The organism is Caballeronia sp. ATUFL_F1_KS4A (assembly GCF_023630905.1).
GTDB classification, from domain to species: Bacteria; Pseudomonadota; Gammaproteobacteria; order Burkholderiales; family Burkholderiaceae; genus Caballeronia; species Caballeronia zhejiangensis.
In genome coordinates this window covers 262,195-284,387 of the sequence record NZ_JALQEB010000011.1, presented here as the reverse complement: position 1 = coordinate 284,387, position 22,193 = coordinate 262,195, and the positions used below count along the sequence as shown (strand labels likewise).

The window sequence follows — 22,193 nt, the reverse complement described above, 5'->3', positions numbered from 1 at the left end:
GGCCGCCGTCAGCTGAAATCGGCGTCTTTCGGCGCGATCGGCAGCGCGCTGATGCGCTTCACTTCCGCGCCGTCGAGCCAGTTCGGCGAGCGCGCGACGTAGAGCACCATCGGCAGCGTGTCTTCGCCCCAGAAGATCTGGTCGTTGACGAGGAAAGTCGGCACGCCGAACACGCCCATCGCTACGGCGCGGTCGTTGTTGTCGCGCAGCTTCGCCTTGACGTCCTCATCCTCGATGCGCGTCACGGCCTCCGGCATGCCGACGTGCTCGCACAACGCCTTGAAGCCTTCCGGCGTCGCGGGATCGCGCCCTTCGCGCCAGATGTAGCGGAAGATTTCGCGCACGCGGGCGATGTCGCCGTCGGCGAGCACGGCAAGACGCAGCGCCTTGCTCGTATCGAACGGATGGGCGGGCGGCATCTTGAACGGAATGCCGAGCTGCTCCGCGCGAAACAGCGCGTGCCGGTAGGTGAAGACGCGCTTGGACGGAATCGTCGCGGCGTGCGGCTGGCCCCAGCGGTCGAGCAGCTTCATCAACTGGACGGGCACGAGCTCGAACGGCATGTCGGGCCACTTCTCATGCTGCTCCAGCAGCAAGTACGAAAACGGCGATATGAAGTCGAAGAAAAAGTACGGATGACCGGTGCTGGTCGAATGCGGGGCACTCATGTTCCCTTCTCCCTGAGATTCCGTGGCTTTGCTCGCGCGGCGGCGCGCTCTGAGCCGCATCTGTTCGTTTTTTGTCGTGTCCTGCATGACGGATGCAGCGCGCGGCGTCGCATCCTTTTTTAACGTTTCTCCAACAGATATTACGTGCTGCCTTGCTCCGTGTCTGCTTGGCGAACGACACCGGCCGCATGCTGTTGCGCCATGTCGCGCGCGCGGGTTTGGTCGGCCGGGGCGACCGGCGCGTGCGCGAGACGCTCCCGCACGAAACCGATGTGCTCGCGCAGCACGTAGAACTGATCGGCGAACGCGAGCGGCATCTTCATGCGATTGACGGCCGTTTCGATCGCGTCGATGCGGTCGAGCAGGGCGTCGCGCTGCGCGGTGTCGGGGCCGCTGATCGCTTCCCGCTCTATCGCAATCAGCGCGCCATACCAGCGGTAGATGCGCGATTTCACGCGCCATCGATACAGTCCCGGCACGAGCCGCAAGCCCGGAATCAGCACGACGATCAGCGGCACCAGCACGACCAGCACGCGATCCGCGAGACTCGCGACCCAGAACGGCAGCGAACGGTACAGAAAGCTCTTGCCGGATTTGTAATAGCGCTCGGCGTTGTCGCTGATGCGGAATTCGTGCACGAGCGGCGCGGGGAATTCGTTCGCCCGCTGCAGCAGATTCGCGCGCCCGTGCACCTCGCGCGCGGCTTCGATCAGCAGATCGGAGAGCGCCGGATGCAGGCTGTCGCGCGCGACCAGTTCGGCGGTCGGCGCGATCATGTGGACCGCGCGCGGCGGCAGGTTGCGGGCGAAATCGAAGGCGCCCATCGGCAAGTCGATTTCCGTCAGATACGGAAAGCGGCGCGCGTAGGCGTCGGCCTGGGCGAAATCCATGAAGCGGATGCCGGACGTGCGCAGGAGCTTCGCCATCGTCGGCGGCTGCGCGGAGTCGCCGGTCAGAAAGGCTGCGTCGATCTGGCCGTCTTCGAGCGCTTTCGCGGCTTCGTCGCCGGCGAGCGGCAGCAGTTCCGTGTCACCGCCCGGCTCGATGCCGTTCGCCTTCAGCAGATTCAGCGCGAGCACGCGCGTGCCGCTGCCTTCCGCGCCGATCGCGAGCCGCTTGCCCTTCAGCTCCGACAATCGGCTGACGACCGTCGCGCCGCGATAGAACACCGCGAGCGGCACGTAGGACACGCTGCCGAGCGATTCCAGATTGTCGTGCGTCGCGCCCGGCTTGGTCAGGCCGCCCTGCACGAAGCCGACGTCGACGTTCGATTTCGGGTCTTCGAGGCGCGTCAGGTTATCGAGCGAGCCTTGCGTCTCGAGGATGTTCAGCGTCACGCGGTTGCGCGCGAGGATCGTCTTGTATTTCTGCGCGCTCGTCCAGAACGAGCTGCCTTTCGGGCCGGCGGCGATGGTCAGCGTGCTCGGCGGCGCGGGCTGGATCAGCCGCACGGCGGCATAGAGCGCGGCCGCGCACACGAGCAGGATCGGGCCGAAGGTGAGCGCGAGATCGCGCCATGAGATCGCGACGAAGCGCGCGCCGATTCTCGGCAAGGGCTTGCGTTTGGGCGGGACGTCCGGATCGTGGCCCGGATTGTTTCCTGAAGGGTGGGTCATCTCGTCGGTAATCTTGAAACTTCGTGCGTGCGAGCTTACCCGATCGCGATGCGCCCACGTCTGCCCGAACGTGTTCGGCGAGGCGCGCGAGCGGCGCGTCCGGACGGCCGGCATGGCGTCGATGGTACATGAGATCGCGCGTCGCCCGGATGACCGCGGGCCCGGCGCGCCGTGTGACAGGCGTGTGTAGAAAGCGCGCGCGCTGTTGCTTGCGAACGGCGTCGCATATGGCCGCATTGTTAAATGCTTTGCGCTAATGGCCGCGCTGGGCTAAATTGACGTTCGCCGCCGCACGACAAGGCTCCTCGCGCGCCGCAGCCCGGAATGTGGGTTCGCGGACCGCCAAGCAGGCGCCATGCGGCAGGTCATATTCGAGCCGGCGGGCGTCATCGCCCGAAAAAACCGGCCGTGATTTGTTTCGATCGCCAGTCTCTCGCAGCACCGTGAGCCGCATCCGCCGGCTTGCCGCCGCTATTCCCGCGTCAGTTTCAGGCGCCGGGCGCGCGCGGTCACGGTCAGCCGCTCGATGTCGTTGCCCAGCCGCTGGGAATGCGGCCCGCTTTTGAAGTGCAAAACGAGCGAAGTAGCAACTGTGCGAAGTCAACAAGCGAAACAAAAGGAGAAATCATGAAAGCAGTCGATCTGTTGAAGGCGCTGGGCGTGGTGGTGTGCGTGGCCGTGGCATCGAGCGCCTATGCGCAATCGAGCGACGCGGCGGCCACGAGCACCGACTCGGCAGCGGCGGCCAAGGCTCAGAAATCCGCGACCAAGAAAACCGACCGCAAGCTCGGCTACGACGTGCGCCGCGCGCTGTCGAAGGCACAGGGCTTCGACGTGTCGAACGTGTTCGTGCGCGCGCACAGCGGCGCGGTCACGCTGACCGGCACGGTGCCGGAAGGCGGCCAGATCGCTCAGGCCGAAGAAGTCGCGAAGGGCGTGCCGGGCGTGAAGTCGGTCTCCAACAAGATTACGCTCGGCGTTCAAGGCGGCGGGCAATAACACGCATCACAGGCAGTGGGCGGCATCTCGCGATGCCGCAAGCTTCGCTCGTCTGGCGGGCGTTTGAACGGGCTCCGGCGTCGCCGCCGGGGCCCGTTGTCGTTTGGAGCTTTTGCAGCCGGCGCGCGTGAAATCGGCTGTGACTGGCGTTCGATCGGCGCGATACTCGCATTGTCGATCGCTTGAAAATCGCATCACTCAATCGGAACCGATGGCGGAGATTCAAATGAAAAGACTCGCGCGTTTCCCGAGGTTGCAGGCTTTGCAGGATGTGCCGCGAACGGCCGCGCTCGGCGCGCTGGCGTTGCTGGCGGCGGCGACACTAGCCGCATGCCACGGCGGCGATGACGACAACGGCGGCGGCGGCCAGCCGGCCAACAGCTTGCCGAGCTTCATCTCGGGCTCGGTGAACACCCAGGCTTACGACGGCGTCTCCGACGATTTGCTCACGGCCGGTCTCGGCAAGACGGGCCTCGCGTCGGCGACCGCGCCGACGTTCGCGAAGCCCGCCGCGCCGACGGCAGCCGAATTGCGCCGTCTCGCGATCTATTCGAACTACCGCGCGCTCGTCGACATGTCGGCGAACGGCGGCTACGGCCGCTTCTGGGGGCCGAATGTCGATCTGAACGGCAACGACTCGCTCGGCGAAGGCAAGATCGCGGGCAAGGAGTACATCGCCTACGCGGACGATGGCAGCGGCAGGCAGAACGTGAGCCTGCTCGTTCAGATCCCGTCGAGCTTCAATCCGGACCAGCCGTGCATCGTCACGGCGACGTCATCGGGATCGCGCGGCGTCTACGGTGCGATTTCGGCGGCAGGCGAGTGGGGCCTCAAGCGCGGCTGCGCGGTCGCCTACACGGACAAGGGCAGCGGCAACGGCGCGCAGGAAATTTCGACGACGCTCGTGACGCTCATCGACGGCACGCTCGCCAGTGCGGACATCGCCGGGACCAAGGCGATCTTCAAGGCGAACGTGAGCGCGTCGGCGCTGTCGTCGTTCAATTCGGCGTTCCCGAATCGCTACGCGTACAAGCACGCGCATTCGCAGCAAAACCCGGAGCAGGACTGGGGCAAGAACACGCTGCAGGCGATCCAGTTCGCGTACTGGGCGCTCAACGACATGTTCGGGCCGGTCAGCGGATCGACGCATCAGGTGCGCTACAGCAAGGGCAGCATCACGACGATCGCGGCATCGGTGAGCAACGGCGGCGGCGCATCGCTGGCGGCGGCGGAACAGGACACCGATGGCTGGATCACGGCGGTCGTCGTCGGCGAGCCGCAGATCAATCTGAATTTGCCGTCGCAGGTTTCGGTGCGGCAGGGCGGCGTGCCGGTCGGCTCGTTCGGCAGGCCGCTCGCGGATTACATGACGCTCGCGAACCTGCTGCAGCCGTGCGCGGCGCTCGCGCCCGCTGCGGCAGGCGCGCCGTATCTGACGACGCTTCTGCCCGCCACGACCAACGCGATCCGCACGGCGCGCTGTGCGACGCTTGCCGCCAACGGCTTCGTCTCGGGCGGCACGACGACGGAGCAGGCGACCGATGCGCTGAACCGTCTGCATCAGGCAGGCTACGAGAGCGATTCCGACACGCTGCACGCGCCGATGTGGGATTCGCAGGCGGTCCCGGCCGTCGCCGTCACTTACGCCGATGCGTACATGAAAGCGAGCGTGCTCGACAATCTCTGCGAGTTCAGCTTCGGCACGACCAGCGCGGCGACGGGCGCGGCCGGCGTCACGCCGCTCGTCTCGCCGATGCCGACGATCTTCGGCAACGGCAACGGCGTGCCGCCGACCAACGGCATCAACCTGGTCTACAACGCGGGAACGACGGGCGCGGCGGATCATCGGCTGGCGACGCCCGATGCCAGCTACGCGGGCGCCGCCTGCCTGCGCGCGTTATGGACGAACGGCAACGCGACGATGGCGGGCAGCGTCAATGCGATCCGCGTGAACGCGAATCTGCGCGGCAAGCCCGCGATCATCGTGCAGGGCCGGGCGGATGCGCTCGTGCCGATCAATCATGCGTCGCGGCCGTATCTGGGTGCGAATCGCGTGGCGGAGGGAAGCAAGAGCCAGCTTTCGCTGTATGAGATCACGAACGGTCAGCACTTCGACGCGTTCCTGAGCGTGGCAGGCTTCGACACGCGCTTCATTCCGGTCCACTACTACGACATTCAGGCGCTCAACCTGATGTGGAACCACCTGAAGAACAACGCGCCGCTGCCGCCGTCGCAGGTGGTGCGGACGGTCGCGCGCGGCGGCAAGGCGGGTTCGGCGCCCGCCCTCACGACGTCGAATCTGCCGCCCATCGCGACCGATCCCGGCGCGAACGCGATCTCGGTGGCGGGCGGCATCGTCAACGTGCCGAACTGACGGTTCAGTGCGTCACGGTGGCCGCGGGCACTGCGGCCGCCGACGCCGCCGGGACGTCCGATGCGCCAGCCGCAGCCGCAGCCGCATCGGCATTCGGCCTCTGGATCGCGGTCGCGGCGGCGGGCGCCTGCACGACGATCGGTGTCGGCGTCAGCTCGGGCGAGCTCACGATGATCGACGGCGCGAGCGGCTTGCTTTTCACTTCGTCGCCGGCGACGGGCGCGCTGCGCGGCACCGTGTTCAGATAGTGGCCCATCAGACCGAAGAAGCGGTCATAGAACTTGCCGGCGGGCACGGTCTCGCTGGAAATCTTGACCATCGCGTCGCTGTTCGAGCGGATCGGCAGCGACAGCGAGCCGAGCACGCTCAAGCCCACGCTCGCGGACGTGTCGCTCTTCTTGAGCGCATAGCCGTCCTGCACGGCGTTCACGTACGCGATGCTTTGGTTCGTCGCGTTTTCGCCGGGCGTGCAAACGACGTGGAACGAGACGACGACGTGCGTTTCGGCGCTCGGCTGGAAATTCTTGGTCGCGTCGACGGTGTCGGGCTGGCCCATCGTCGTGAGAAACCCTTGCGACAGCAGCGCGCGGCGCGCGGCCTCGCAGGTTTCGTTGACGGTGGCGTCGAAATTGTGCGCGAACGGGCTCACACCGGTGCTGAACAGCTCCTGCTGATAGCTCGGCGTGGTGGCGGCGCGGCCGCCGCACCCGACAAGGGCGGTCAGCGCGAGCGACACGAACACGAGACGCGACGATGCGAGAGATGACATGAGCGGCTTAAGACGGAGAGCGAGAGGAACGAAGGGAGGCAGGTGAAGATTGTAGTGCCAGCGGTATCACCGACGAAAAAGCATAGGTCTTAGTTCCTTCAGCAAGCGAAAAGCCCGGCACGCGAGGCCGGGCTTCGTCGGATGCGGCGTCGCGCGCCGCTTTGCGTTTCGCTTACGGGCGATTGAAGTCGACCGGATTGGCATCGGCAGCGGGACGGACGATACGGCTCAAAAAGCCGACGCGCGCCGGTTTCCCCGATGCCGACGCGCCATCGCTCACGCCGCCAAACGACGCGTTCGATGCGCTTTGTTGCGCGGCCACGCGCGCTTCGGCAGCCTGAATCTCGGCGGGATACGTGGCTTGATCGGCCATCGGCTTGTAGCCGGCGCGTTCGAGTTGAACGAGTTCGGCGCGCACTTGCGCACGGGTGGCAGGGCCGTCTTCGCGCGCTTGCGCGAAAGCCGGCGCGGCGAGTACGGCTGCAATGGCGATGGCGGGAACGATTGATTTGAACTTGAACATGATGACCTCCGGATGCTGTTATAAGGAACGTCGCGGCGGAGTGTGTGTCTTTCCGTTGCTTCGGCGTTGAGATGCAGTCTAGGCTCCGGAGGACCTAGGAAAAACCCTAATCCGACGAAATCACTTTTGTCGAATCGGCATTAATTCTGTCAATCGGTTTTTGGTTTCCATTGATCCGATTTTCCGCTTATGGACGAAGTGCCGTTTTTCAAGAGGCAGGCTGCTTAAGCGTTTTCCCGGCCTTTGCGTCCTTGAAATAGTCAAAGTCGCTCCATATAATTGGCACTCACTGCACGAGAGTGCTAACAAGATTGCCGTCCGGCGAGATCCTTCTCAAAGGACGGGTTTTCCCGCGTTTTCAGTCTCAATCAAGAGAGGAGTGTGTATGAACCTTCGTCCTTTGCACGATCGCGTCATCGTCAAACGTCTGGACCAGGAAACCAAGACCGCATCGGGCATCGTGATCCCTGAAGCAGCCGCTGAGAAGCCGGATCAAGGCGAAGTCCTGGCCATCGGCCCGGGCAAGCGCGATGACAAGGGCGCGCAAATCGCCCTCGACGTGAAGGTCGGCGACCGTGTTCTGTTCGGCAAGTACGCTGGCCAGACCGTCAAGGTCGACGGGCAAGAACTGCTCGTCATGCGCGAAGAAGACATCATGGCCGTTCTGGTCAAGTAAGCATCCTTCCTGCACGTTCGGCTTCGTCTGCCTGAGCCGCTCCTCCGAGCGCCGCAGCGAAGCCAGCAAACCGAATCGAATCAAGGAGTTTGGATATGGCAGCTAAAGAAGTCACTTTTGGCGATTCCGCACGCGCCAAGATGGTCGAAGGCGTGAACATTCTGGCCAACGCGGTCAAGGTCACGCTGGGTCCGAAGGGCCGCAACGTCGTGCTCGAGCGCTCTTTCGGCGGTCCGACGGTCACGAAGGACGGTGTGTCGGTCGCGAAGGAAATCGAACTGAAGGACAAGCTCCAGAACATGGGCGCGCAAATGGTCAAGGAAGTTGCTTCCAAGACCAGCGACAACGCAGGTGACGGCACCACGACCGCTACCGTGCTCGCGCAATCCATCGTTCGCGAAGGCATGAAGTACGTCGCATCGGGCATGAACCCGATGGACCTGAAGCGCGGCATCGACAAGGCCGTGGCTGCAGCAATCGAAGAACTGCGCAAGATCAGCAAGCCCTGCACGACGAACAAGGAAATCGCGCAAGTCGGCTCGATCTCGGCGAACAGCGACACGTCGATCGGCGAGCGCATCGCTGAAGCGATGGACAAGGTCGGCAAGGAAGGCGTCATCACCGTCGAAGACGGCAAGTCGCTGCAAGACGAGCTGGACGTCGTCGAAGGTATGCAATTCGACCGCGGCTACCTGTCGCCCTACTTCATCAACAACCCGGACAAGCAAGTCGCCGTCCTCGAAAACCCGTTCGTGCTGCTGCACGACAAGAAGGTTTCGAACATCCGCGATCTGCTGCCGGTTCTGGAACAAGTCGCGAAGGCTGGCCGTCCGCTGCTGATCATCGCTGAAGACGTCGAAGGCGAAGCGCTGGCTACGCTGGTCGTCAACAACATCCGCGGCATCCTGAAGACGGTTGCTGTCAAGGCTCCGGGCTTCGGCGACCGCCGCAAGGCCATGCTGGAAGACATCGCGATCCTGACCGGCGGTCAAGTCGTCGCGGAAGAAACCGGCCTGACGCTCGAGAAGGCAACGCTGGCTGAACTGGGCCAGGCGAAGCGCATCGAAGTGGGCAAGGAAAACACGACGATCATCGACGGCGCTGGCGAAGCCGTGAACATCGAAGCGCGCGTGAAGCAAGTGCGCAAGCAGATCGAAGAAGCGACGTCGGACTACGACCGTGAAAAGCTGCAAGAGCGCGTGGCCAAGCTGGCCGGCGGCGTTGCGGTGATCAAGGTCGGCGCTGCGACCGAAGTCGAAATGAAGGAAAAGAAGGCACGTGTCGAAGACGCACTGCACGCAACGCGCGCAGCTGTGGAAGAAGGCATCGTGGCAGGCGGCGGCGTTGCGCTGATCCGCGCACGCAAGGCGATCGACGGCCTGAAGGGCGCGAACGCAGACCAGGACGCCGGTATCAAGATCGTCCTGCGCGCAATGGAAGAGCCGCTGCGCCAGATCGTCACGAACGGCGGCGAAGAAGCTTCGGTCGTGGTGGCAGCAGTTGCTCAAGGTACGGGCAACTACGGCTATAACGCGGCAACCGGCGAGTACGGTGACCTGGTGGAAGCCGGTGTCGTCGACCCGACGAAGGTGACGCGCACGGCGCTGCAAAACGCGGCATCGGTGGCTGGCCTGCTGCTGACGACCGACGCAGCTGTCGCCGAACTGCCGAAGGAAGATGCTCCGATGCCTGGCGGCATGCCCGGCGGCATGGGCGGCATGGGCATGGACATGTAATCTGGCGAAAGCCGATTACATCGGCGCGGGCTTCGAAAGAGGCTCGCGTCATGCCGAAAGAAGAAACCCGCAGCGATGCGGGTTTTTTTTCGTCCGGACTATTTGTTCATTTCCTCGCGCAACTTCTGCGCGGCGGCCTTGTAGTCGTACGTCGGATAGAACTCCGTCCGATATCCGCCCCATGCGGTGCTTTCGATCGCGCGGTTGACTTCGCGCAACCGGTCGGCGGGTACGCGCAACGTGACGACCTGACCGATTCCCATCATCACGTACCACGACACCACTTCGACGCCCGGCGGCGGAAACTGCTTGAAGTAGCCTTGCTCCTTCAACTGCTGATTGATCTGGGGCAGCGTCTTCGATTCGTCGTGCTTGAGGAAGATCGTCAGCAGGAACGTGCCATCGCCGGCGGGCGTGGCGTTCTGAGCGTGTGCCGGCGTGGCCGTGAAAATGCAAGACGCGGCGAGCGTGGCCGCAAGCAGCTTGAGCATCTGAGGAAGCCTCCAAAAAGAACTTCAGACCTTGTGATGAATCCGCAGCCGCTCCATCAGATGCAGCGCGTTGGGCTGCGCGTGGCCCTCGGCGGTGTTGTCGAAGATGCACCAGACTTCGGCCGTCTTCTTCGCGCGGTTGTGCAGCGTGCGCGCGAGTTCGTCGAGATACGTGTAGTCGTACGAAGACCTGTATAACTCGGGCGAGCCGTGCAGCCGCAGATACACGAGCGATGCGTCCGCGCGATGCTTGATCTCGCATTCGTCGGGAATCGGGTCGGCGTCGACGTATGCAATGTGATGCGACTTCAGCAACGCTGCCGCGTGCGTCGTGAACCAGCTATGTTCGCGCGCCTCGCACGCGACCGGCAACGTCGTGCGCTCGCGCAGCGCCCTGAAAAACGCGTCGGCGATGTCGTGATCGAACGGCAGGCTCGGCGGCAATTGCACGAGCCAGCATCCGAGCTTGTCGCCCAGTTGGCCGGCCGCGCGGAGAAAGTCGTCGAGCAGCGATTCGATATCGACGAGACGCGCGTCGTGCGTGATCGCCTTCGGCAGCTTGACCGAGAACCGGAATGACTCGGGCACGCTGTGCGCCCAGTTCGCGTAGGTCTGCTCGCGATGCGGCTTGTAGAAACTGGAGTTGATCTCGACGCACGTCAGAACGTGCGAGTAGCGTTCGAGATGAGTGCCTTCATGCGGAAAGCTCGCGGAGACACCGCTCGACAGGCCCCAGCCCGCGCAGCCGATGCGGATCGCGCCTTGCGGGCCGGGCTTGTGCAGATGGGGCAGTCGGTATGGCATGCGCTCGCGTCGCCTCCCTTCTTGTTGTGTGTCAGTGTCGGGCTTCTCCGGGCAATCCCGTTGGATCGTCGGGCAGCGCGGATGCGTCGCCTTCTTCGTCTGCATCGTTCGAGCGCGCCCAGAAAAAGCGATCCGGCAGATACGCGCCCATGCCGGGCCGGAACGCGGCGCGCGCGGCCTGAAACACATACTCTTGCGCCTCACGCGCGGCCTCGGCAGGTTCCTGACCGTTGGCGAGCAGGGCGGCGACCGCCGAGCCGAGCGTATCGGTGAGGCCCATGATGCGTTGCACGCTGCGCTCCCACGTGTCCTGTCGCACGAGCCCTTCTTCGCTGTAGAGCGTGTTGACGTGACGATGCGTGCCGGTTTCCATCGCGAGCACGTACTCGCAGCCCTGCGCCAGAATGTGGGAAATCGCGGAATCGAGCGTCGGCGATTCCGCGTCGCTGTCGGGCTGCGCGAGTTGCAGTAGCGTGGCGTGATCGGCAATCAGCATGGTGGTCTGCGGCACGAGCAGATCGGCGAGCGATTCGCGCAGTTCATCGGCGGACAGGACGTGTTCGTCGTCGAGCGTGAAATCGGGCGCGAGGATCAGCGGCACGTCGTCGTAATCGGAGACGACTTCGGCGATGGCGGACACGAGCTCCGCGCGCGTCGCCGCGCCGATCTTGAAGGCGGCGATCGGCATGTCCTCTAGCAACATGCGCGCCTGGGTGGCGACGGTGTCCGGATCGAGGCCCGTCACTTCATCGCAGGTCGCGGAATCGCGCACCGCGTAGCCCGTCAGCACGGTCGCGCCGTGACAGCCCATGCTGGCGAGCGTCAGCAAGTCGGCCTGCAGGCCGGAGCCGCCCGTGGGATCGGAAAGGCCGAAGGTGAGTACGATCGGTGGGGAATCGCCGGTCATGGCAAAAACGGACATTATGGTATTGGATTGCTTGGATGGACGATCGGCTCTAAGCGAACTCGTGCGCGCCTCGGCGCGTGAGCGAATGCCCGCTCGGTCATGTCTGATTATGCGGCCTAACGCCGCCAGGAATGTTTCTTTGCGCACTTTTTTCCGGTGCGCTAGCCTTCTTCACCGGACCCGGCGTGACGGCCGTTTCGACCGATGTCACGATGCGCGCACCGCAGGCGGGCGGCTTGCTAGGCATCGGCACGGCAACACGGTACCATCATGTCCTATTTTTAAACGACCAATCGACTCGGCATAAGTATGGAATACAGAAGCTGGATGTGCCTGATCTGCGGCTGGATCTACGACGAGGAGGCGGGATTGCCTGACGAGGGCATCGCGCCGGGCACGCGCTGGGAGGACGTTCCGATCAACTGGACCTGTCCCGAATGCGGAGCCCGCAAGGAAGATTTCGAGATGGTCCAGATCTGATCTTGTCGTTCTGCCGCGCCGCATGACTCGCGTCATGCGGCGCGCGTTTTTTGCGGACCGCGTACGTCGCTACGGCGCGTGCCGCGCATGGGCCGCCGTCGGGCGGCCGTCCGATTTTTCGGATTTTGCAGCGTCAGATGAGTTCGTTGCGGCGATTCCGGCGTCGCGCGACGTTGGCGAACAAAGATGCGAAAAGCCTTTGCAGGTTCGGTTCCCGCACTGGCCCGTTAAGGCATACGCTTGAAGCAGGCGCGGCGACGCCGTCTCCCGCCTGTCGATGACGCATTTAAACGGCGGGTGACGGCGGCCTTCCATCGCCGCGCCCGCGAACCGGCTTGTGAGCGCTTGTTATGACATCTCGTCCCGATCTGCCCGTTCCGTACGAAGCTTTGCCCAATCCGCGCGGCGGATCGGTGCGACTCGCAGAAATGGCGCTGACCGACGCGCTGCACGCGTTCCAGCGTCAGGGCGAAACCGGGGCGGCGCTCAAGCGCGCGATCGCCGCGCTGCATTCGGCGGGGTGGCTTCCCGCGCAGCGCTTCGCCGAGGCGCTGACGCTCGTCGCGCCGCTCGGCGAGGAATCGGAAGGTAGCCACGCACGCATCGCCGATGCGATCGCGGTTTTTCGCGGCGCGGTCGAGCGGCGCAATCTGCGCGAACTCTCGTGCTCGACGGCGCTCTTCGATCACTATCGCGGCCTGCATGCGTTGCTTGCATCGCATACGCGCATCGCGCCGGTTTCCTACGATGACCTCGCCCTCGCGGGCCGCGCGATCGCGCCGGCGACGCTGCGCGGCATCGCGCCCGAGCGGCTCGCGCATACGCGGGCGCGCTATGAGGAAACGTTGCTGAAACTCTTGCGCGGACCGGCCGAAGGCTCCGCCGACACCTTCGCGCGCCTCGACGCCTGCCTCGACGAACTGCGCGGCCCGGATCCCTACGATTTCTGGCGGCTCGCGTCGTCGGCGGTCGTGGCGCTGCGCGAGCGCGCGCAGCGCACCGGCGGCGAGCTGGACTACATCGCCGACGTCAAGCGTCTCTACGCGCGCTTCAACCTCGTGCTGGCGGATCAGGCGCACGCGCTGTCGTACGCGCCGCGCTCGCTCGTGCGCGCGACGCTCGCGCTGCTGTGGCGCGATTTCGCGCTGTACGGCGCGCGGCCGGAAGATGCCGACCACGTCGATGTTTTGCGCGATTACGGCCTGACGGTCGCGTGGCACGTCGCCGCGACGCCCGAATCGGAAGCGGCGTGGGAAGAGAGCGCCGCGCAGGCGGGCGAGGAAGCCTCGCGCGACGCCGCGACGCGCGATCTCGGCGTGCTGCGCGTGAACGCGAGTGCTTACGAGGACTTCCTGCAGAGCGCGGAAACGTCGATCGACGCGCTCGTCGAGCGCGGCACGCAGGCGAACGAAACCGGCATGGTCGACGAAGCGGCGGCGCTGTCGGCGGCGGACGCGTCGCATCGGCTGGGCGCGGCGGCTTGCGCGCTGGGCCTCGGGCATGTCGCGCTCTTGGCGGATACGCTCGGCCTCGCGTGGCGGCGCGTCGCGCATCACGGCGAAACGCACGCCGATGGCGCCGAAGGCGCGACACGCGGCATCGACGCGACCGTGCCCGAGCGCGCCGCGCAAATGCTGCGTTCGATGCTGCATCAGGCGGCGGCCGGCATTGCGCCTTCGGAAGGGCGCGGATCGATCGTCGCGCTGACTGCGATGATCGAAAAACCTGCGCCGTTTGCGCGCTAGTCTTCGCCGTCGTCGTCGGGCGGAAGCTGCTTCGCGCCCGGCGCGCGCACGACGTCATAACGCATGAGCGTGCGTTTTCTGGCGGCTTCGTGATCGACGATCGGCTGCGGATAATCCGCGCCGAGCGAGATCTTCGCCGCTTTCAGCGCATCCGGTTTTGCAAGCCACGGCGCGTGGATATCGCGATCGGAAAGAGCCGCGATCTCTGGCACGTAATGACGGATGAACTTGCCCGCCGAATCGAATTTCCGTGACTGCGTGACCGGGTTGAAGATGCGAAAGTACGGTTGCGCATCGCAGCCGCTCGACGCGGCCCATTGCCATCCGCCGTTGTTGTTCGAGAGCTCGAAGTCGTTCAGATGCGCTTCGAAGTACGCCTCGCCGCGTCGCCAGTCGATGCCGAGATCCTTTGTCAGAAAGCTCGCCACGACCATGCGCAGACGGTTATGCATGTATCCCGACGCGTTGATCTGCCGCATCGCCGCATCGACGAGCGGATAGCCCGTCTGACCCGCGCACCACGCGGCAAAATTCGCGTCGGCGGCATCGCCCGTTTCCCAGCCGATGCGGTCGTACTCCGGCTTGAACGCGCGATGATCGCCAGCCACGCCGACGTGCGGAAAATGGTGCAGCACGGAGAAATAGAACTCGCGCCAGATCAGCTCGCCTAGCCACGTTTCGGCGCCCTTGTCGCCGTGACGCAGCGCATCGTGGGCGCTGCGGGCGAGCGCGCGGATCGACATCGTGCCGTGCCGCAGATGAACGCCGAGATAGCTCGGCCCTTTTAGCGCGGGGAAATCGCGCGTGCGGCCGTAGTCGATCATGCGGTCCCGGAAATCGTCGAAGAGTTCATAGGCGCCGCGCGTGCCGGCGGGAAACGCAGGCGCGGGTGCATCGCCGAAACCGAGCGCATCGAGCGATGGAATCGCATGCTTCACGTTCGACGGCGGCTTGGCGAGCGCGTCCAGATGTTCTTCGGATGCGTAGGGCGCAAGCGCATCGGGCGTGAGCGTCGCGAGCCACTTGCGCTTGTACGGCGTGAAGACGGTGTAGGGCTTTGCGGCGCCTGTCATCACATCGTCGTGATCGAAGACGGCCTGATCCTTGAAAGAGAAGAACGCGATGTCCTGACTCGCGAGCTTCTGCGCGACGGCTTCGTCGCGCGCCTTCGCCGCCGGCTCGTAATCGCGATTGACGAACACGGCGTTCGCGCCGCATTCGCGTGCGAGCGAAGGAATATCGTGCACGGGGTGCCCGTGCCGCACGATCAACGCGCCGCCCGCCTCGCGCAGCGTGCGATCCAGCTCGACGACGCTCGCGTGAATGAACGGCACGCGCCGGTCTTTTTTGTCGAGCGGCGCGAGAATATCGCGATCGAAAACGAAGGCGCACAGCACCCGACGGCACCTTGTAAGCGCGTGATAGAGTGCAGCATTGTCTGCCGCGCGCAGATCCCGCCGAAACCAGACCAGACCCACATCAAAGTCGGCCATCTCGCAGCGCCTTTGTTAAAATTCTGAATTATGTCCAAGACTTCCGATCGCATCAATTTGACGAATCAGTTCCTGATCGCCATGCCCAACATGGCCGATCCGACGTTTTCAGGAACGGTGGTCTACCTTTGCGATCACACGGAGAAGGGCGCGCTCGGTCTCGTCATCAACCGGCCGACCGACATCGACCTTCAATCGCTCTTCAATCGCATCGATCTCAAGCTCGAAATCGAGCCGCTCGTCCATTTGCCCGTTTATTTCGGCGGTCCCGTGCAGACGGAGCGTGGCTTCGTGCTGCACGAAGCGGGCGAGGGCGAACCCTATAGCTCGTCGATGAGCGTGCCCGGCGGCCTTGCCATGACCACGTCGAAGGACGTGCTCGAAGCAGTCGCGAGCGGCAAGGGCCCCGAGCGCTTCCTGCTCACGCTCGGTCATGCCGGCTGGGGCGCGGGCCAGCTCGAAGAGGAAATCTCGAAGAACGGCTGGCTGACCGTCGAAGCCGATCCGCGCATCATCTTCGACGTACCCGCCGAAGACCGCCTCGAAGCGGCGCTCTCGCTGCTCGGCGTGTCGCGCTCGATGTTGTCCGGCGAAGCAGGGCACGCATGAGCCGCGAAGCCACGCTGCTGGCATTCGATTACGGCGAGAAACGCATTGGTGTCGCCGTCGGCAATACGCTCACCCGCCACGCGCGCGCGCTCGTCACGCTGGAAAACCGCAATCGCGAATATCGCTTCGTCGAAGTGGGCAAACTGCTCGACGAGTGGAAGCCCGACGCCATCGTCGTCGGCATGCCAATGCATCCCGACGGCACGCCGCACGAAATGAGCGCGCTCGCCAAGCGCTTCGGCAATCAGGTGAACGGACGTTTCAACGTGCCGGTGCAATGGGTGGACGAGCGCTACTCGTCCGTCGACGCCAAAGCCGATTTGCGCGAGCGCGGCGTGCGCGCCAATGCGCGGGGCCGCTTCGACGAAATCGACGCCGAAGCCGCGCGCGTCATCCTTCAACAATATCTCGACGGACTTGCCGACGATCATGAGTTCCATTGACGCCGAGGCGCTGTATCGCGCGCTCGTCGACCAGATTCGCGCTGCCTACGGACAATCGCTCGCCGCGCCCGACGGCGCCGTGCTCGCGGGCATTTTCAGCGGCGGCGTGTGGCTTGCCGAGCGGCTCGCGAAGGATCTGAACGCGCCGCGCTTCGGCGTGGTGAATGTGGCGCTGCATCGCGACGACTACGCGAAGAAAGGCCTGCACAGCCAGGCGAGCCCGACCTCGCTCCCCTTCGATGTGAACGGCCGCCGCATCATCCTGGTCGACGACGTGCTGTCCACGGGGCGCACCGTGCGCGCGGCGATCAACGAGCTGTACGACTATGGCCGTCCGGCATCGATCGATCTCGCGGTGCTCGCCGATCGCGGCGGGCGCGAAATGCCGATCGGCGCGCGTTTCACCGGCGCGACGCTCGATGTGCCCGCGAATCAGAATCTCGTGCTCGCGCGTCGCGAAGACGGCGCATTCGACTTCAGGACGGAAGCGCGCGCCAGCTGAAGCGAGCGCTTCGACGTCTTTTCAAAGTACATCCGGGATCGACATGAATACCGCCACCGAAGGCGCCGCCGCGCCCGACACCTTTCGCTACGGCTTTCTCAAGGGCAATCCGCAGCTGACGAAGAACGGCGAGCTGAAGCACCTGTTGAGCATCGAAGGATTGCCGCGCTCGATCGTCACGCACATTCTCGATACCGCCGAGCAGTTCGTCAGCGTGACCGATCGCGAAGTGAAGAAGGTGCCGCTTTTGCGCGGCAAGTCGGTGTTCAATCTCTTCTTCGAGAACTCGACACGCACGCGCACCACGTTCGAGATCGCGGCGAAGCGTCTTTCGGCCGACGTGCTGAATCTGAACATCAACGCATCGTCGACGAGCAAAGGTGAATCGCTGCTCGACACGATCAACAATCTCTCTGCGATGCACGCCGACATGTTCGTCGTGCGTCACGCATCGAGCGGCGCGCCGTATCTGATCGCCGAGCATTGCGCGCCGCACGTGCACGTCATCAATGCGGGCGATGGCCGTCACGCGCATCCGACGCAGGGCCTGCTCGACATGTACACGATCCGCCATTACAAGCGCGACTACACGAAGCTGCGCGTGGCGATCGTCGGCGACATCCTGCATTCGCGCGTCGCGCGCTCCGACATTCACGCGCTGACGACGCTTGGCGTGCCCGAAGTGCGCGCGATCGGACCGCGCACGCTGTTGCCGGGCAATCTCGATCAGATGGGCGTGCACGTCTATCACAATCTCGACGAAGGGCTGAAGGGCGTCGACGTCATCATCATGCTGCGCCTGCAGAACGAGCGCATGAGCGGCGCGCTCTTGCCGTCCGCGCAGGAGTACTTCAAGAGCTGGGGATTGACGCCCGAGCGTCTCGCGCTCGCCGCGCCCGATGCGATCGTCATGCATCCGGGTCCGATGAATCGCGGCGTGGAAATCGACTCGCAAGTGGCCGACGGCCCGCAGTCGGTCATCCTGAATCAGGTGACTTTCGGCATCGCCGTGCGCATGGCGGTGATGGGCATCGTGGCCGGCAACACTGACTGACAAAGACGACATGAAGATCCAGATTCAGAACGGCACGATCATCGATCCGGCGGCCGGCACGGAAGAGCGCAAGGACGTGTTCATCGCGGCGGGCAGGATCGTCGGCATCGGCGAGGCGCCCGCGGATTTCAACGCGGCCAAGCTCATCGACGCTTCGGGGCTTTACGTCGCGCCGGGTTTCGTCGATTTGTCGGCGCGTCTGCGCGAACCGGGCTTCGAACACAAGGCGACGCTCGAATCCGAGATGGCCGCCGCGATGGCGGGCGGCGTGACGAGTCTCGTGTGCCCGCCCGACACCGATCCGACGCTCGACGAACCCGGTCTCGTCGAAATGCTCAAGTTTCGCGCGCAGAAACTGCATCTCGCGCACGTGTATCCGCTCGGCGCGCTGACGGTCGGGCTCAAGGGCGAGACCATCACCGAGATGGTCGAGCTGACCGAAGCGGGCTGCGTCGGCTTTTCGCAGGCGGATAACCCGATCGTCGATACGCGCACGCTGCAGCGCGCGCTGCAGTATGCGACCACGTACGGCTATACCGCGTGGCTGCGTCCGCAGGATGCGTACATGTCGAAGGGCGGCGTGGCGGCGAGCGGCGCGGTGGCGTCGCGGCTGGGGCTGTCGGGCGTGCCGGTGTCGGCGGAAACGATCGCGCTGCATACCATCTTCGAACTGATGCGCGTGACGGGCGCGCGCGTGCATTTGTCGCATCTGTCGTCGGCGGCGGGCGTCGCGCTCGTGCGCGCGGCGAAGGCCGAAGGAATCGCCGTGTCGTGCGACGTGACCATCAATCACGTGCATCTGACGGACATCGACATCGGCTATTTCGATTCGCAATTCCGGCTCGATCCGCCGCTGCGTCAGCAACGCGACCGCGATGCGATTCGCGCGGGTCTCGCCGACGGCACCATCGACGCGATCTGCTCCGATCACACGCCGCTCGACGACGACGAAAAGCTGCTGCCCTTCGCCGAAGCGACGCCCGGCGCGACCGGCCTCGAATTGCTGCTGTCGCTGACGGTGAAGTGGGCGCGCGAAGCGAACGTGCCGCTTGCGAAGGCGCTGTCGCGCATCACGTCCGCGCCCGCCGACGTGCTGAAACTCCCCGCCGGCCGCATTGCGACGGGCGCGCTCGCCGATCTGTGCGTGTTCGATGCGGCGAGCGAATGGCGCGTCGATCCGCTGAAGCTGAAGAGCCAGGGCCGCAACACGCCGTTTCGTGGCTACGAATTGCCGGCGCGCGTGCGTGCGACGGTGGTCGGCGGTCACGTCGCTTACGAGAGCCGCTGAACATGCGCTTCGCATGGCGCAAGCTGCGGCTCGTCGCGCATCTGTTGTACGGCATGTGGATCGTCGCGACGCGCTTTGCCCGCGCGTCGGCGGCCGAACGCGCCGAGATGAACCGACAGTGGTCGCTCGAAATGCTGCGGCTTTCGGGGATGAAGCTCGTCGTGCATAACGACGAGGCGCGGCTCGATAGCGGCGTGCTCGTCGTCGGCAATCACATCTCGTGGATCGATATCTACGTCATCAACGCGTGGCGTCCGACGCCGTTCGTGTCGAAGGCGGAGATCCGCAAATGGCCGGTGGTCGGCTGGCTTGCGCATCAACTGGATACGGTGTTCGTGCAGCGCGAGAAGCGCAGCGACGCGAAGCGCATCATGCACGAGCTCGCGGATCGTCTGCTTGCTGGCGAAAAGATGTGCGTCTTTCCGGAAGGCACGACCTCGGACGGGCAAGCGCTGCTGCCCTTTCACGCGAACATGTTTCAGGCGGCGGTGTCGGCGTCGTGCCCGGTGCAGCCGATCTGCCTGATGTACGAGGATGCGCAAGGAAGGCAATCGACCGCGCCGGCGTATATCGGCGATATGTCGCTCAACGATTCGCTCGATGCGCTCTTGCGCGCGCGGCCGCTCACCGCGCATCTTTACGTGTGCGATCCGCTCGCACCGGGCGCGGACCGGCGGTTGCTCGCGAGCGAGGCGCAGGCTTCCGTCGATGCCGCACTTCAGCGGATGCGTGGCCTGCCCGCCGTCGCCGATGCGATGACGGAAGTGCCGCTCACTTCTTCATCGAGCAGCTCACCTGCGTGACGACGCGCTCTGCGGGATCGGCCGTCAGGCGCACCGCCGACAGCTTGTTGCCCCACACGCAGCCCGAATCGAGGCAGAGAACGTCGTCGCGGATCATGAGACCGAGCGCGGCCCAGTGGCCGAAGACGATCGTCACGTCCTGCGTGCGGCGGTCCGGCACGTCGAACCACGGCATGTAGCCGGGCGGCGCCGCGTCGGGGCCGCCGTTGTTGGCGAACTCCATCGCGCCTTCGGGTGTGCAGAAGCGGATGCGCGACAACGCGTTATAGATCACGCGCAGCCGGTCGGCGCCCTTCAGTGAATCGTCCCAGCGATGCGGCTCGTTGCCGTAGAGCGACGCGAGCGTTTCCTTCCAGTTCGGTGCGCGCAGCGCTTGCTGGAGCTCGTGCGCGAGTTCCATCGTCATCGTCGCGTCCCATTGCGGCAACACGCCCGCGTGAACCATCAGCACATTGTTTTCGAAGTGCGCGACCGGCTTGTGACGCACCCACTCGATGAGATCGGCGGCGTCGGGCGCTTCGAGGATTTCATCGAGCGTGTCGCCTTTTTTCGGCTTGCGCAGGCCAGCGGCGACGGAGAGCAGATTCAGATCGTGATTGCCGAGCACGACAGTTGCGCGCGAGCCGAGGGCGATGATCTCGCGCAAGGTCTGCAAGGACTTCGGACCACGGTTGATGAGATCGCCCGCGAACCAGAGCGGTGTGTCGGGTGATGGCGCGGCTTTTTTGAGGAGGCGCTGGAAGGGATCGCAGCAGCCCTGGAGATCGCCGAAGACGAGGGGAGCGGGGGAGGTGGCGATGGTCATCTGGGAGACTTGTTGTCAGGCTTCTAAGAGGAAATCCGGGTGAGCGAAGATTATGGAACAGCGGGCAAACACTGTGTCTTCATCCGACGGTTGCACAGGCTGGCATTACCTGCTGCCACCTGTGCAACCATAAATCGCAAGCTGTATCAAGTTGTTATCCGTCTAGTTTTCGAGTGGCGGAGCCTTATAATTCGGGGTTGACCAAACCGGGGCGGGAATGGACGAAAATCGGTCATATCTTCCGATTCTGCTTTCATCCACCGCAACTGTCGCAATTTTTTCGCATATTCGAGCTTTCGCGCGGCGTAATCACCTGACGGAAAGCTATAAAGAGGGCCACGTATGATTCTCGTGACGGGCGGCGCCGGTTTCATCGGCGCCAATTTTGTGCTGGATTGGCTCAATGGTTCGGACGAACCCGTGCTCAACGTCGACAAGCTGACGTATGCGGGCAATCTGGGAACGCTCAAGTCTCTGAAGGACGATCCCCGCCACATCTTCGAGCGCGCCGATATTTGCGACCGCGCCGCGATCGATGCGCTGCTGGCCAAGCACAAGCCGCGCGCCATTCTGCACTTCGCCGCCGAGAGCCACGTCGATCGCTCGATCCACGGCCCGGCCGATTTCGTGCAGACGAACGTCGTCGGCACGTTCACGCTGCTCGAAGCCGCGCGGATGTACTGGAGCAAGCTGCCCGAAGACGAGAAGCAGGCGTTCCGCTTCCTGCACGTATCGACCGACGAAGTGTACGGCTCGCTTTCGGCCACCGATCCGCAGTTCTCCGAGACCACGCCGTACGCGCCGAACAGCCCGTATTCCGCGACCAAGGCCGGCTCCGACCATCTCGTTCGCGCGTATCACCACACGTACGGACTGCCGGTCCTGACCACGAATTGCTCGAACAATTACGGCCCGTATCAATTCCCTGAAAAGCTGATTCCGCTGATGATCGCCAACGCGCTCGGCGGCAAGCCGCTGCCGGTCTACGGCGATGGCCAGAACGTGCGCGATTGGCTGTACGTGGGCGATCACTGCTCCGCGATCCGTGAGGTGCTCGCACGCGGCGTGCCCGGCGAGACGTATAACGTCGGCGGCTGGAACGAGAAAAAGAATCTCGAAGTCGTGCACACGCTGTGTGACTTGCTCGATCGCGCGAAGCCGAAGTCGAGCGGTTCGTATCGCGATCAGATCACATATGTAAAGGACCGTCCGGGCCACGACCGCCGCTACGCCATCGACGCGCGCAAGCTCGAGCGCGAACTCGGCTGGAAGCCTGCGGAGACCTTCGAGACGGGTCTTGCGAAGACGGTTCAGTGGTATCTGGACAACCAGGCGTGGGCCGACGAAGTGGCTTCCGGCGACTACCGGAAATGGGTCGAGACGAACTACGCGCAGCGCGCGTGAGGGG

22 protein-coding genes are annotated in these 22,193 nt (G+C 64.3%); 13 read left to right on the top strand and 9 right to left on the bottom strand.

Annotated features, from left to right (window positions below; genetic code table 11):
* Positions 1–8: 8 nt before the first annotated feature.
* Together NCS03_RS11210 and NCS03_RS11205 are read right to left on the bottom strand one after the other, a co-directional pair.
* Complete coding sequence (locus tag NCS03_RS11210) at positions 9–668, bottom strand: 2-hydroxychromene-2-carboxylate isomerase (RefSeq protein WP_008342696.1); 660 nt, start codon at positions 666–668, stop codon at positions 9–11.
* 140 nt (positions 669–808) lie between these two features.
* Positions 809–2,284 (bottom strand): TAXI family TRAP transporter solute-binding subunit, encoded by a 1,476-nt coding sequence (locus NCS03_RS11205; RefSeq protein ID WP_175980446.1) that lies wholly within the window; start codon positions 2,282–2,284, stop codon positions 809–811.
* A 627-nt stretch (positions 2,285–2,911) separates the two neighbouring features.
* Here NCS03_RS11205 and NCS03_RS11200 point away from each other — a divergent pair.
* Together NCS03_RS11200 and NCS03_RS11195 are read left to right on the top strand one after the other, a co-directional pair.
* Positions 2,912–3,283 carry a BON domain-containing protein gene (locus tag NCS03_RS11200; protein WP_250529172.1) on the top strand — a complete coding sequence of 124 codons (372 nt, stop codon included), beginning with the start codon at positions 2,912–2,914 and terminating at the stop codon, positions 3,281–3,283.
* A 226-nt stretch (positions 3,284–3,509) separates the two neighbouring features.
* Complete coding sequence (locus tag NCS03_RS11195) at positions 3,510–5,657, top strand: D-(-)-3-hydroxybutyrate oligomer hydrolase (RefSeq protein ID WP_250529171.1); 2,148 nt, start codon at positions 3,510–3,512, stop codon at positions 5,655–5,657.
* A gap of 4 nt (positions 5,658–5,661) precedes the next feature.
* Here the strand turns inward: NCS03_RS11195 and NCS03_RS11190 are convergent, their stop codons facing one another.
* Positions 5,662–6,426, bottom strand: coding sequence for a DUF2242 domain-containing protein (locus tag NCS03_RS11190; RefSeq protein WP_250529170.1), 765 nt, complete (start codon positions 6,424–6,426; stop codon positions 5,662–5,664).
* Between the two features lie 172 nt (positions 6,427–6,598).
* A complete protein-coding gene (locus tag NCS03_RS11185) occupies positions 6,599–6,949 on the bottom strand; it encodes a DUF4148 domain-containing protein (protein WP_034471613.1) in 351 nt (116 codons plus the stop codon).
* Positions 6,950–7,334: 385 nt separating this feature from the next.
* Between NCS03_RS11185 and NCS03_RS11180 the strand changes: the two genes are divergently transcribed.
* Positions 7,335–7,625, top strand: a complete 291-nt coding sequence (locus tag NCS03_RS11180; RefSeq protein ID WP_006999126.1) for a co-chaperone GroES — start codon at positions 7,335–7,337, stop codon at positions 7,623–7,625.
* A 95-nt stretch (positions 7,626–7,720) separates the two neighbouring features.
* Complete coding sequence (gene groL / locus NCS03_RS11175; protein ID WP_008342681.1) at positions 7,721–9,361, top strand: chaperonin GroEL; 1,641 nt, start codon at positions 7,721–7,723, stop codon at positions 9,359–9,361.
* 98 nt (positions 9,362–9,459) lie between these two features.
* On the opposite strand, the gene NCS03_RS11170 is transcribed toward groL, so the two are convergent.
* The 3 genes from NCS03_RS11170 to thiD are packed head-to-tail and all read right to left on the bottom strand — an operon-like array spanning position 9,460 to position 11,563.
* Positions 9,460–9,852 (bottom strand): hypothetical protein, encoded by a 393-nt coding sequence (locus NCS03_RS11170; RefSeq protein WP_175980444.1) that lies wholly within the window; start codon positions 9,850–9,852, stop codon positions 9,460–9,462.
* Between the two features lie 24 nt (positions 9,853–9,876).
* On the bottom strand, positions 9,877–10,656 hold the full coding sequence (locus NCS03_RS11165; protein WP_250529169.1) for a DUF72 domain-containing protein: 780 nt from the start codon (positions 10,654–10,656) through the stop codon (positions 9,877–9,879).
* A gap of 31 nt (positions 10,657–10,687) precedes the next feature.
* Positions 10,688–11,563 carry a bifunctional hydroxymethylpyrimidine kinase/phosphomethylpyrimidine kinase gene (gene thiD / locus NCS03_RS11160; RefSeq protein WP_034471621.1) on the bottom strand — a complete coding sequence of 292 codons (876 nt, stop codon included), beginning with the start codon at positions 11,561–11,563 and terminating at the stop codon, positions 10,688–10,690.
* A 309-nt stretch (positions 11,564–11,872) separates the two neighbouring features.
* Here thiD and NCS03_RS11155 point away from each other — a divergent pair, with 309 nt between their 5' ends.
* Positions 11,873–12,043, top strand: a complete 171-nt coding sequence (locus tag NCS03_RS11155; protein WP_008342674.1) for a rubredoxin — start codon at positions 11,873–11,875, stop codon at positions 12,041–12,043.
* Positions 12,044–12,393: 350 nt separating this feature from the next.
* Positions 12,394–13,788, top strand: coding sequence for a hypothetical protein (locus tag NCS03_RS11150; RefSeq protein ID WP_250529168.1), 1,395 nt, complete (start codon positions 12,394–12,396; stop codon positions 13,786–13,788).
* Here the strand turns inward: NCS03_RS11150 and NCS03_RS11145 are convergent.
* The gene (locus tag NCS03_RS11145; RefSeq protein ID WP_250529167.1) at positions 13,785–15,281 is read right to left on the bottom strand and encodes a cryptochrome/photolyase family protein; all 1,497 of its coding nucleotides are present in this window, start codon (positions 15,279–15,281) and stop codon (positions 13,785–13,787) included. The two genes, NCS03_RS11150 and NCS03_RS11145, sit on opposite strands and share 4 nt — an antisense overlap.
* 30 nt (positions 15,282–15,311) lie before the next feature.
* Here NCS03_RS11145 and NCS03_RS11140 point away from each other — a divergent pair, with 30 nt between their 5' ends.
* Genes NCS03_RS11140 through NCS03_RS11115 form a run of 6 tightly spaced genes read left to right on the top strand, consistent with a single transcriptional unit; the run spans position 15,312 to position 19,980 of the window.
* Complete coding sequence (locus NCS03_RS11140; RefSeq protein ID WP_008342667.1) at positions 15,312–15,890, top strand: YqgE/AlgH family protein; 579 nt, start codon at positions 15,312–15,314, stop codon at positions 15,888–15,890.
* On the top strand, positions 15,887–16,333 hold the full coding sequence (ruvX, locus tag NCS03_RS11135; RefSeq protein WP_244807555.1) for a Holliday junction resolvase RuvX: 447 nt from the start codon (positions 15,887–15,889) through the stop codon (positions 16,331–16,333). Before NCS03_RS11140 ends, ruvX begins: the two co-directional genes overlap by 4 nt.
* Positions 16,320–16,835: a bifunctional pyr operon transcriptional regulator/uracil phosphoribosyltransferase PyrR gene (gene pyrR, locus NCS03_RS11130; RefSeq protein WP_239295077.1), complete on the top strand. Its 516-nt coding sequence runs from the start codon at positions 16,320–16,322 to the stop codon at positions 16,833–16,835. The genes ruvX and pyrR overlap by 14 nt, the downstream gene beginning before the upstream one ends.
* Before the next feature lie 43 nt (positions 16,836–16,878).
* Positions 16,879–17,889: an aspartate carbamoyltransferase catalytic subunit gene (locus NCS03_RS11125; protein WP_250529166.1), complete on the top strand. Its 1,011-nt coding sequence runs from the start codon at positions 16,879–16,881 to the stop codon at positions 17,887–17,889.
* Positions 17,890–17,899: 10 nt separating this feature from the next.
* On the top strand, positions 17,900–19,177 hold the full coding sequence (locus tag NCS03_RS11120) for a dihydroorotase (protein WP_250529165.1): 1,278 nt from the start codon (positions 17,900–17,902) through the stop codon (positions 19,175–19,177).
* 2 nt (positions 19,178–19,179) lie between these two features.
* Positions 19,180–19,980, top strand: a complete 801-nt coding sequence (locus NCS03_RS11115) for a lysophospholipid acyltransferase family protein (protein WP_250529164.1) — start codon at positions 19,180–19,182, stop codon at positions 19,978–19,980.
* Here NCS03_RS11115 and NCS03_RS11110 read toward each other — a convergent pair.
* Positions 19,949–20,785: a symmetrical bis(5'-nucleosyl)-tetraphosphatase gene (locus tag NCS03_RS11110; protein WP_250529163.1), complete on the bottom strand. Its 837-nt coding sequence runs from the start codon at positions 20,783–20,785 to the stop codon at positions 19,949–19,951. The genes NCS03_RS11115 and NCS03_RS11110 overlap by 32 nt on opposite strands.
* A gap of 342 nt (positions 20,786–21,127) precedes the next feature.
* On the opposite strand from NCS03_RS11110, the gene rfbB reads away from it, so the two are divergent.
* Positions 21,128–22,189: a dTDP-glucose 4,6-dehydratase gene (gene rfbB / locus NCS03_RS11105; protein ID WP_250440132.1), complete on the top strand. Its 1,062-nt coding sequence runs from the start codon at positions 21,128–21,130 to the stop codon at positions 22,187–22,189.
* The last annotated feature ends 4 nt before the right edge of the window (positions 22,190–22,193 follow it).

Coding starts and splice junctions, on each gene's coding strand:
- NCS03_RS11210 (WP_008342696.1), bottom strand. CDS start 668: ATGAGTGCCCCGCATTCGACCAGCACCGGTCATCCGTACTTTTTCTTC.
- NCS03_RS11205 (WP_175980446.1), bottom strand. CDS start 2,284: ATGACCCACCCTTCAGGAAACAATCCGGGCCACGATCCGGACGTCCCG.
- NCS03_RS11200 (WP_250529172.1), top strand. CDS start 2,912: ATGAAAGCAGTCGATCTGTTGAAGGCGCTGGGCGTGGTGGTGTGCGTG.
- NCS03_RS11195 (WP_250529171.1), top strand. CDS start 3,510: ATGAAAAGACTCGCGCGTTTCCCGAGGTTGCAGGCTTTGCAGGATGTG.
- NCS03_RS11190 (WP_250529170.1), bottom strand. CDS start 6,426: ATGTCATCTCTCGCATCGTCGCGTCTCGTGTTCGTGTCGCTCGCGCTG.
- NCS03_RS11185 (WP_034471613.1), bottom strand. CDS start 6,949: ATGTTCAAGTTCAAATCAATCGTTCCCGCCATCGCCATTGCAGCCGTA.
- NCS03_RS11180 (WP_006999126.1), top strand. CDS start 7,335: ATGAACCTTCGTCCTTTGCACGATCGCGTCATCGTCAAACGTCTGGAC.
- groL (WP_008342681.1), top strand. CDS start 7,721: ATGGCAGCTAAAGAAGTCACTTTTGGCGATTCCGCACGCGCCAAGATG.
- NCS03_RS11170 (WP_175980444.1), bottom strand. CDS start 9,852: ATGCTCAAGCTGCTTGCGGCCACGCTCGCCGCGTCTTGCATTTTCACG.
- NCS03_RS11165 (WP_250529169.1), bottom strand. CDS start 10,656: ATGCCATACCGACTGCCCCATCTGCACAAGCCCGGCCCGCAAGGCGCG.
- thiD (WP_034471621.1), bottom strand. CDS start 11,563: ATGACCGGCGATTCCCCACCGATCGTACTCACCTTCGGCCTTTCCGAT.
- NCS03_RS11155 (WP_008342674.1), top strand. CDS start 11,873: ATGGAATACAGAAGCTGGATGTGCCTGATCTGCGGCTGGATCTACGAC.
- NCS03_RS11150 (WP_250529168.1), top strand. CDS start 12,394: ATGACATCTCGTCCCGATCTGCCCGTTCCGTACGAAGCTTTGCCCAAT.
- NCS03_RS11145 (WP_250529167.1), bottom strand. CDS start 15,281: ATGGCCGACTTTGATGTGGGTCTGGTCTGGTTTCGGCGGGATCTGCGC.
- NCS03_RS11140 (WP_008342667.1), top strand. CDS start 15,312: ATGTCCAAGACTTCCGATCGCATCAATTTGACGAATCAGTTCCTGATC.
- ruvX (WP_244807555.1), top strand. CDS start 15,887: ATGAGCCGCGAAGCCACGCTGCTGGCATTCGATTACGGCGAGAAACGC.
- pyrR (WP_239295077.1), top strand. CDS start 16,320: ATGAGTTCCATTGACGCCGAGGCGCTGTATCGCGCGCTCGTCGACCAG.
- NCS03_RS11125 (WP_250529166.1), top strand. CDS start 16,879: ATGAATACCGCCACCGAAGGCGCCGCCGCGCCCGACACCTTTCGCTAC.
- NCS03_RS11120 (WP_250529165.1), top strand. CDS start 17,900: ATGAAGATCCAGATTCAGAACGGCACGATCATCGATCCGGCGGCCGGC.
- NCS03_RS11115 (WP_250529164.1), top strand. CDS start 19,180: ATGCGCTTCGCATGGCGCAAGCTGCGGCTCGTCGCGCATCTGTTGTAC.
- NCS03_RS11110 (WP_250529163.1), bottom strand. CDS start 20,785: ATGACCATCGCCACCTCCCCCGCTCCCCTCGTCTTCGGCGATCTCCAG.
- rfbB (WP_250440132.1), top strand. CDS start 21,128: ATGATTCTCGTGACGGGCGGCGCCGGTTTCATCGGCGCCAATTTTGTG.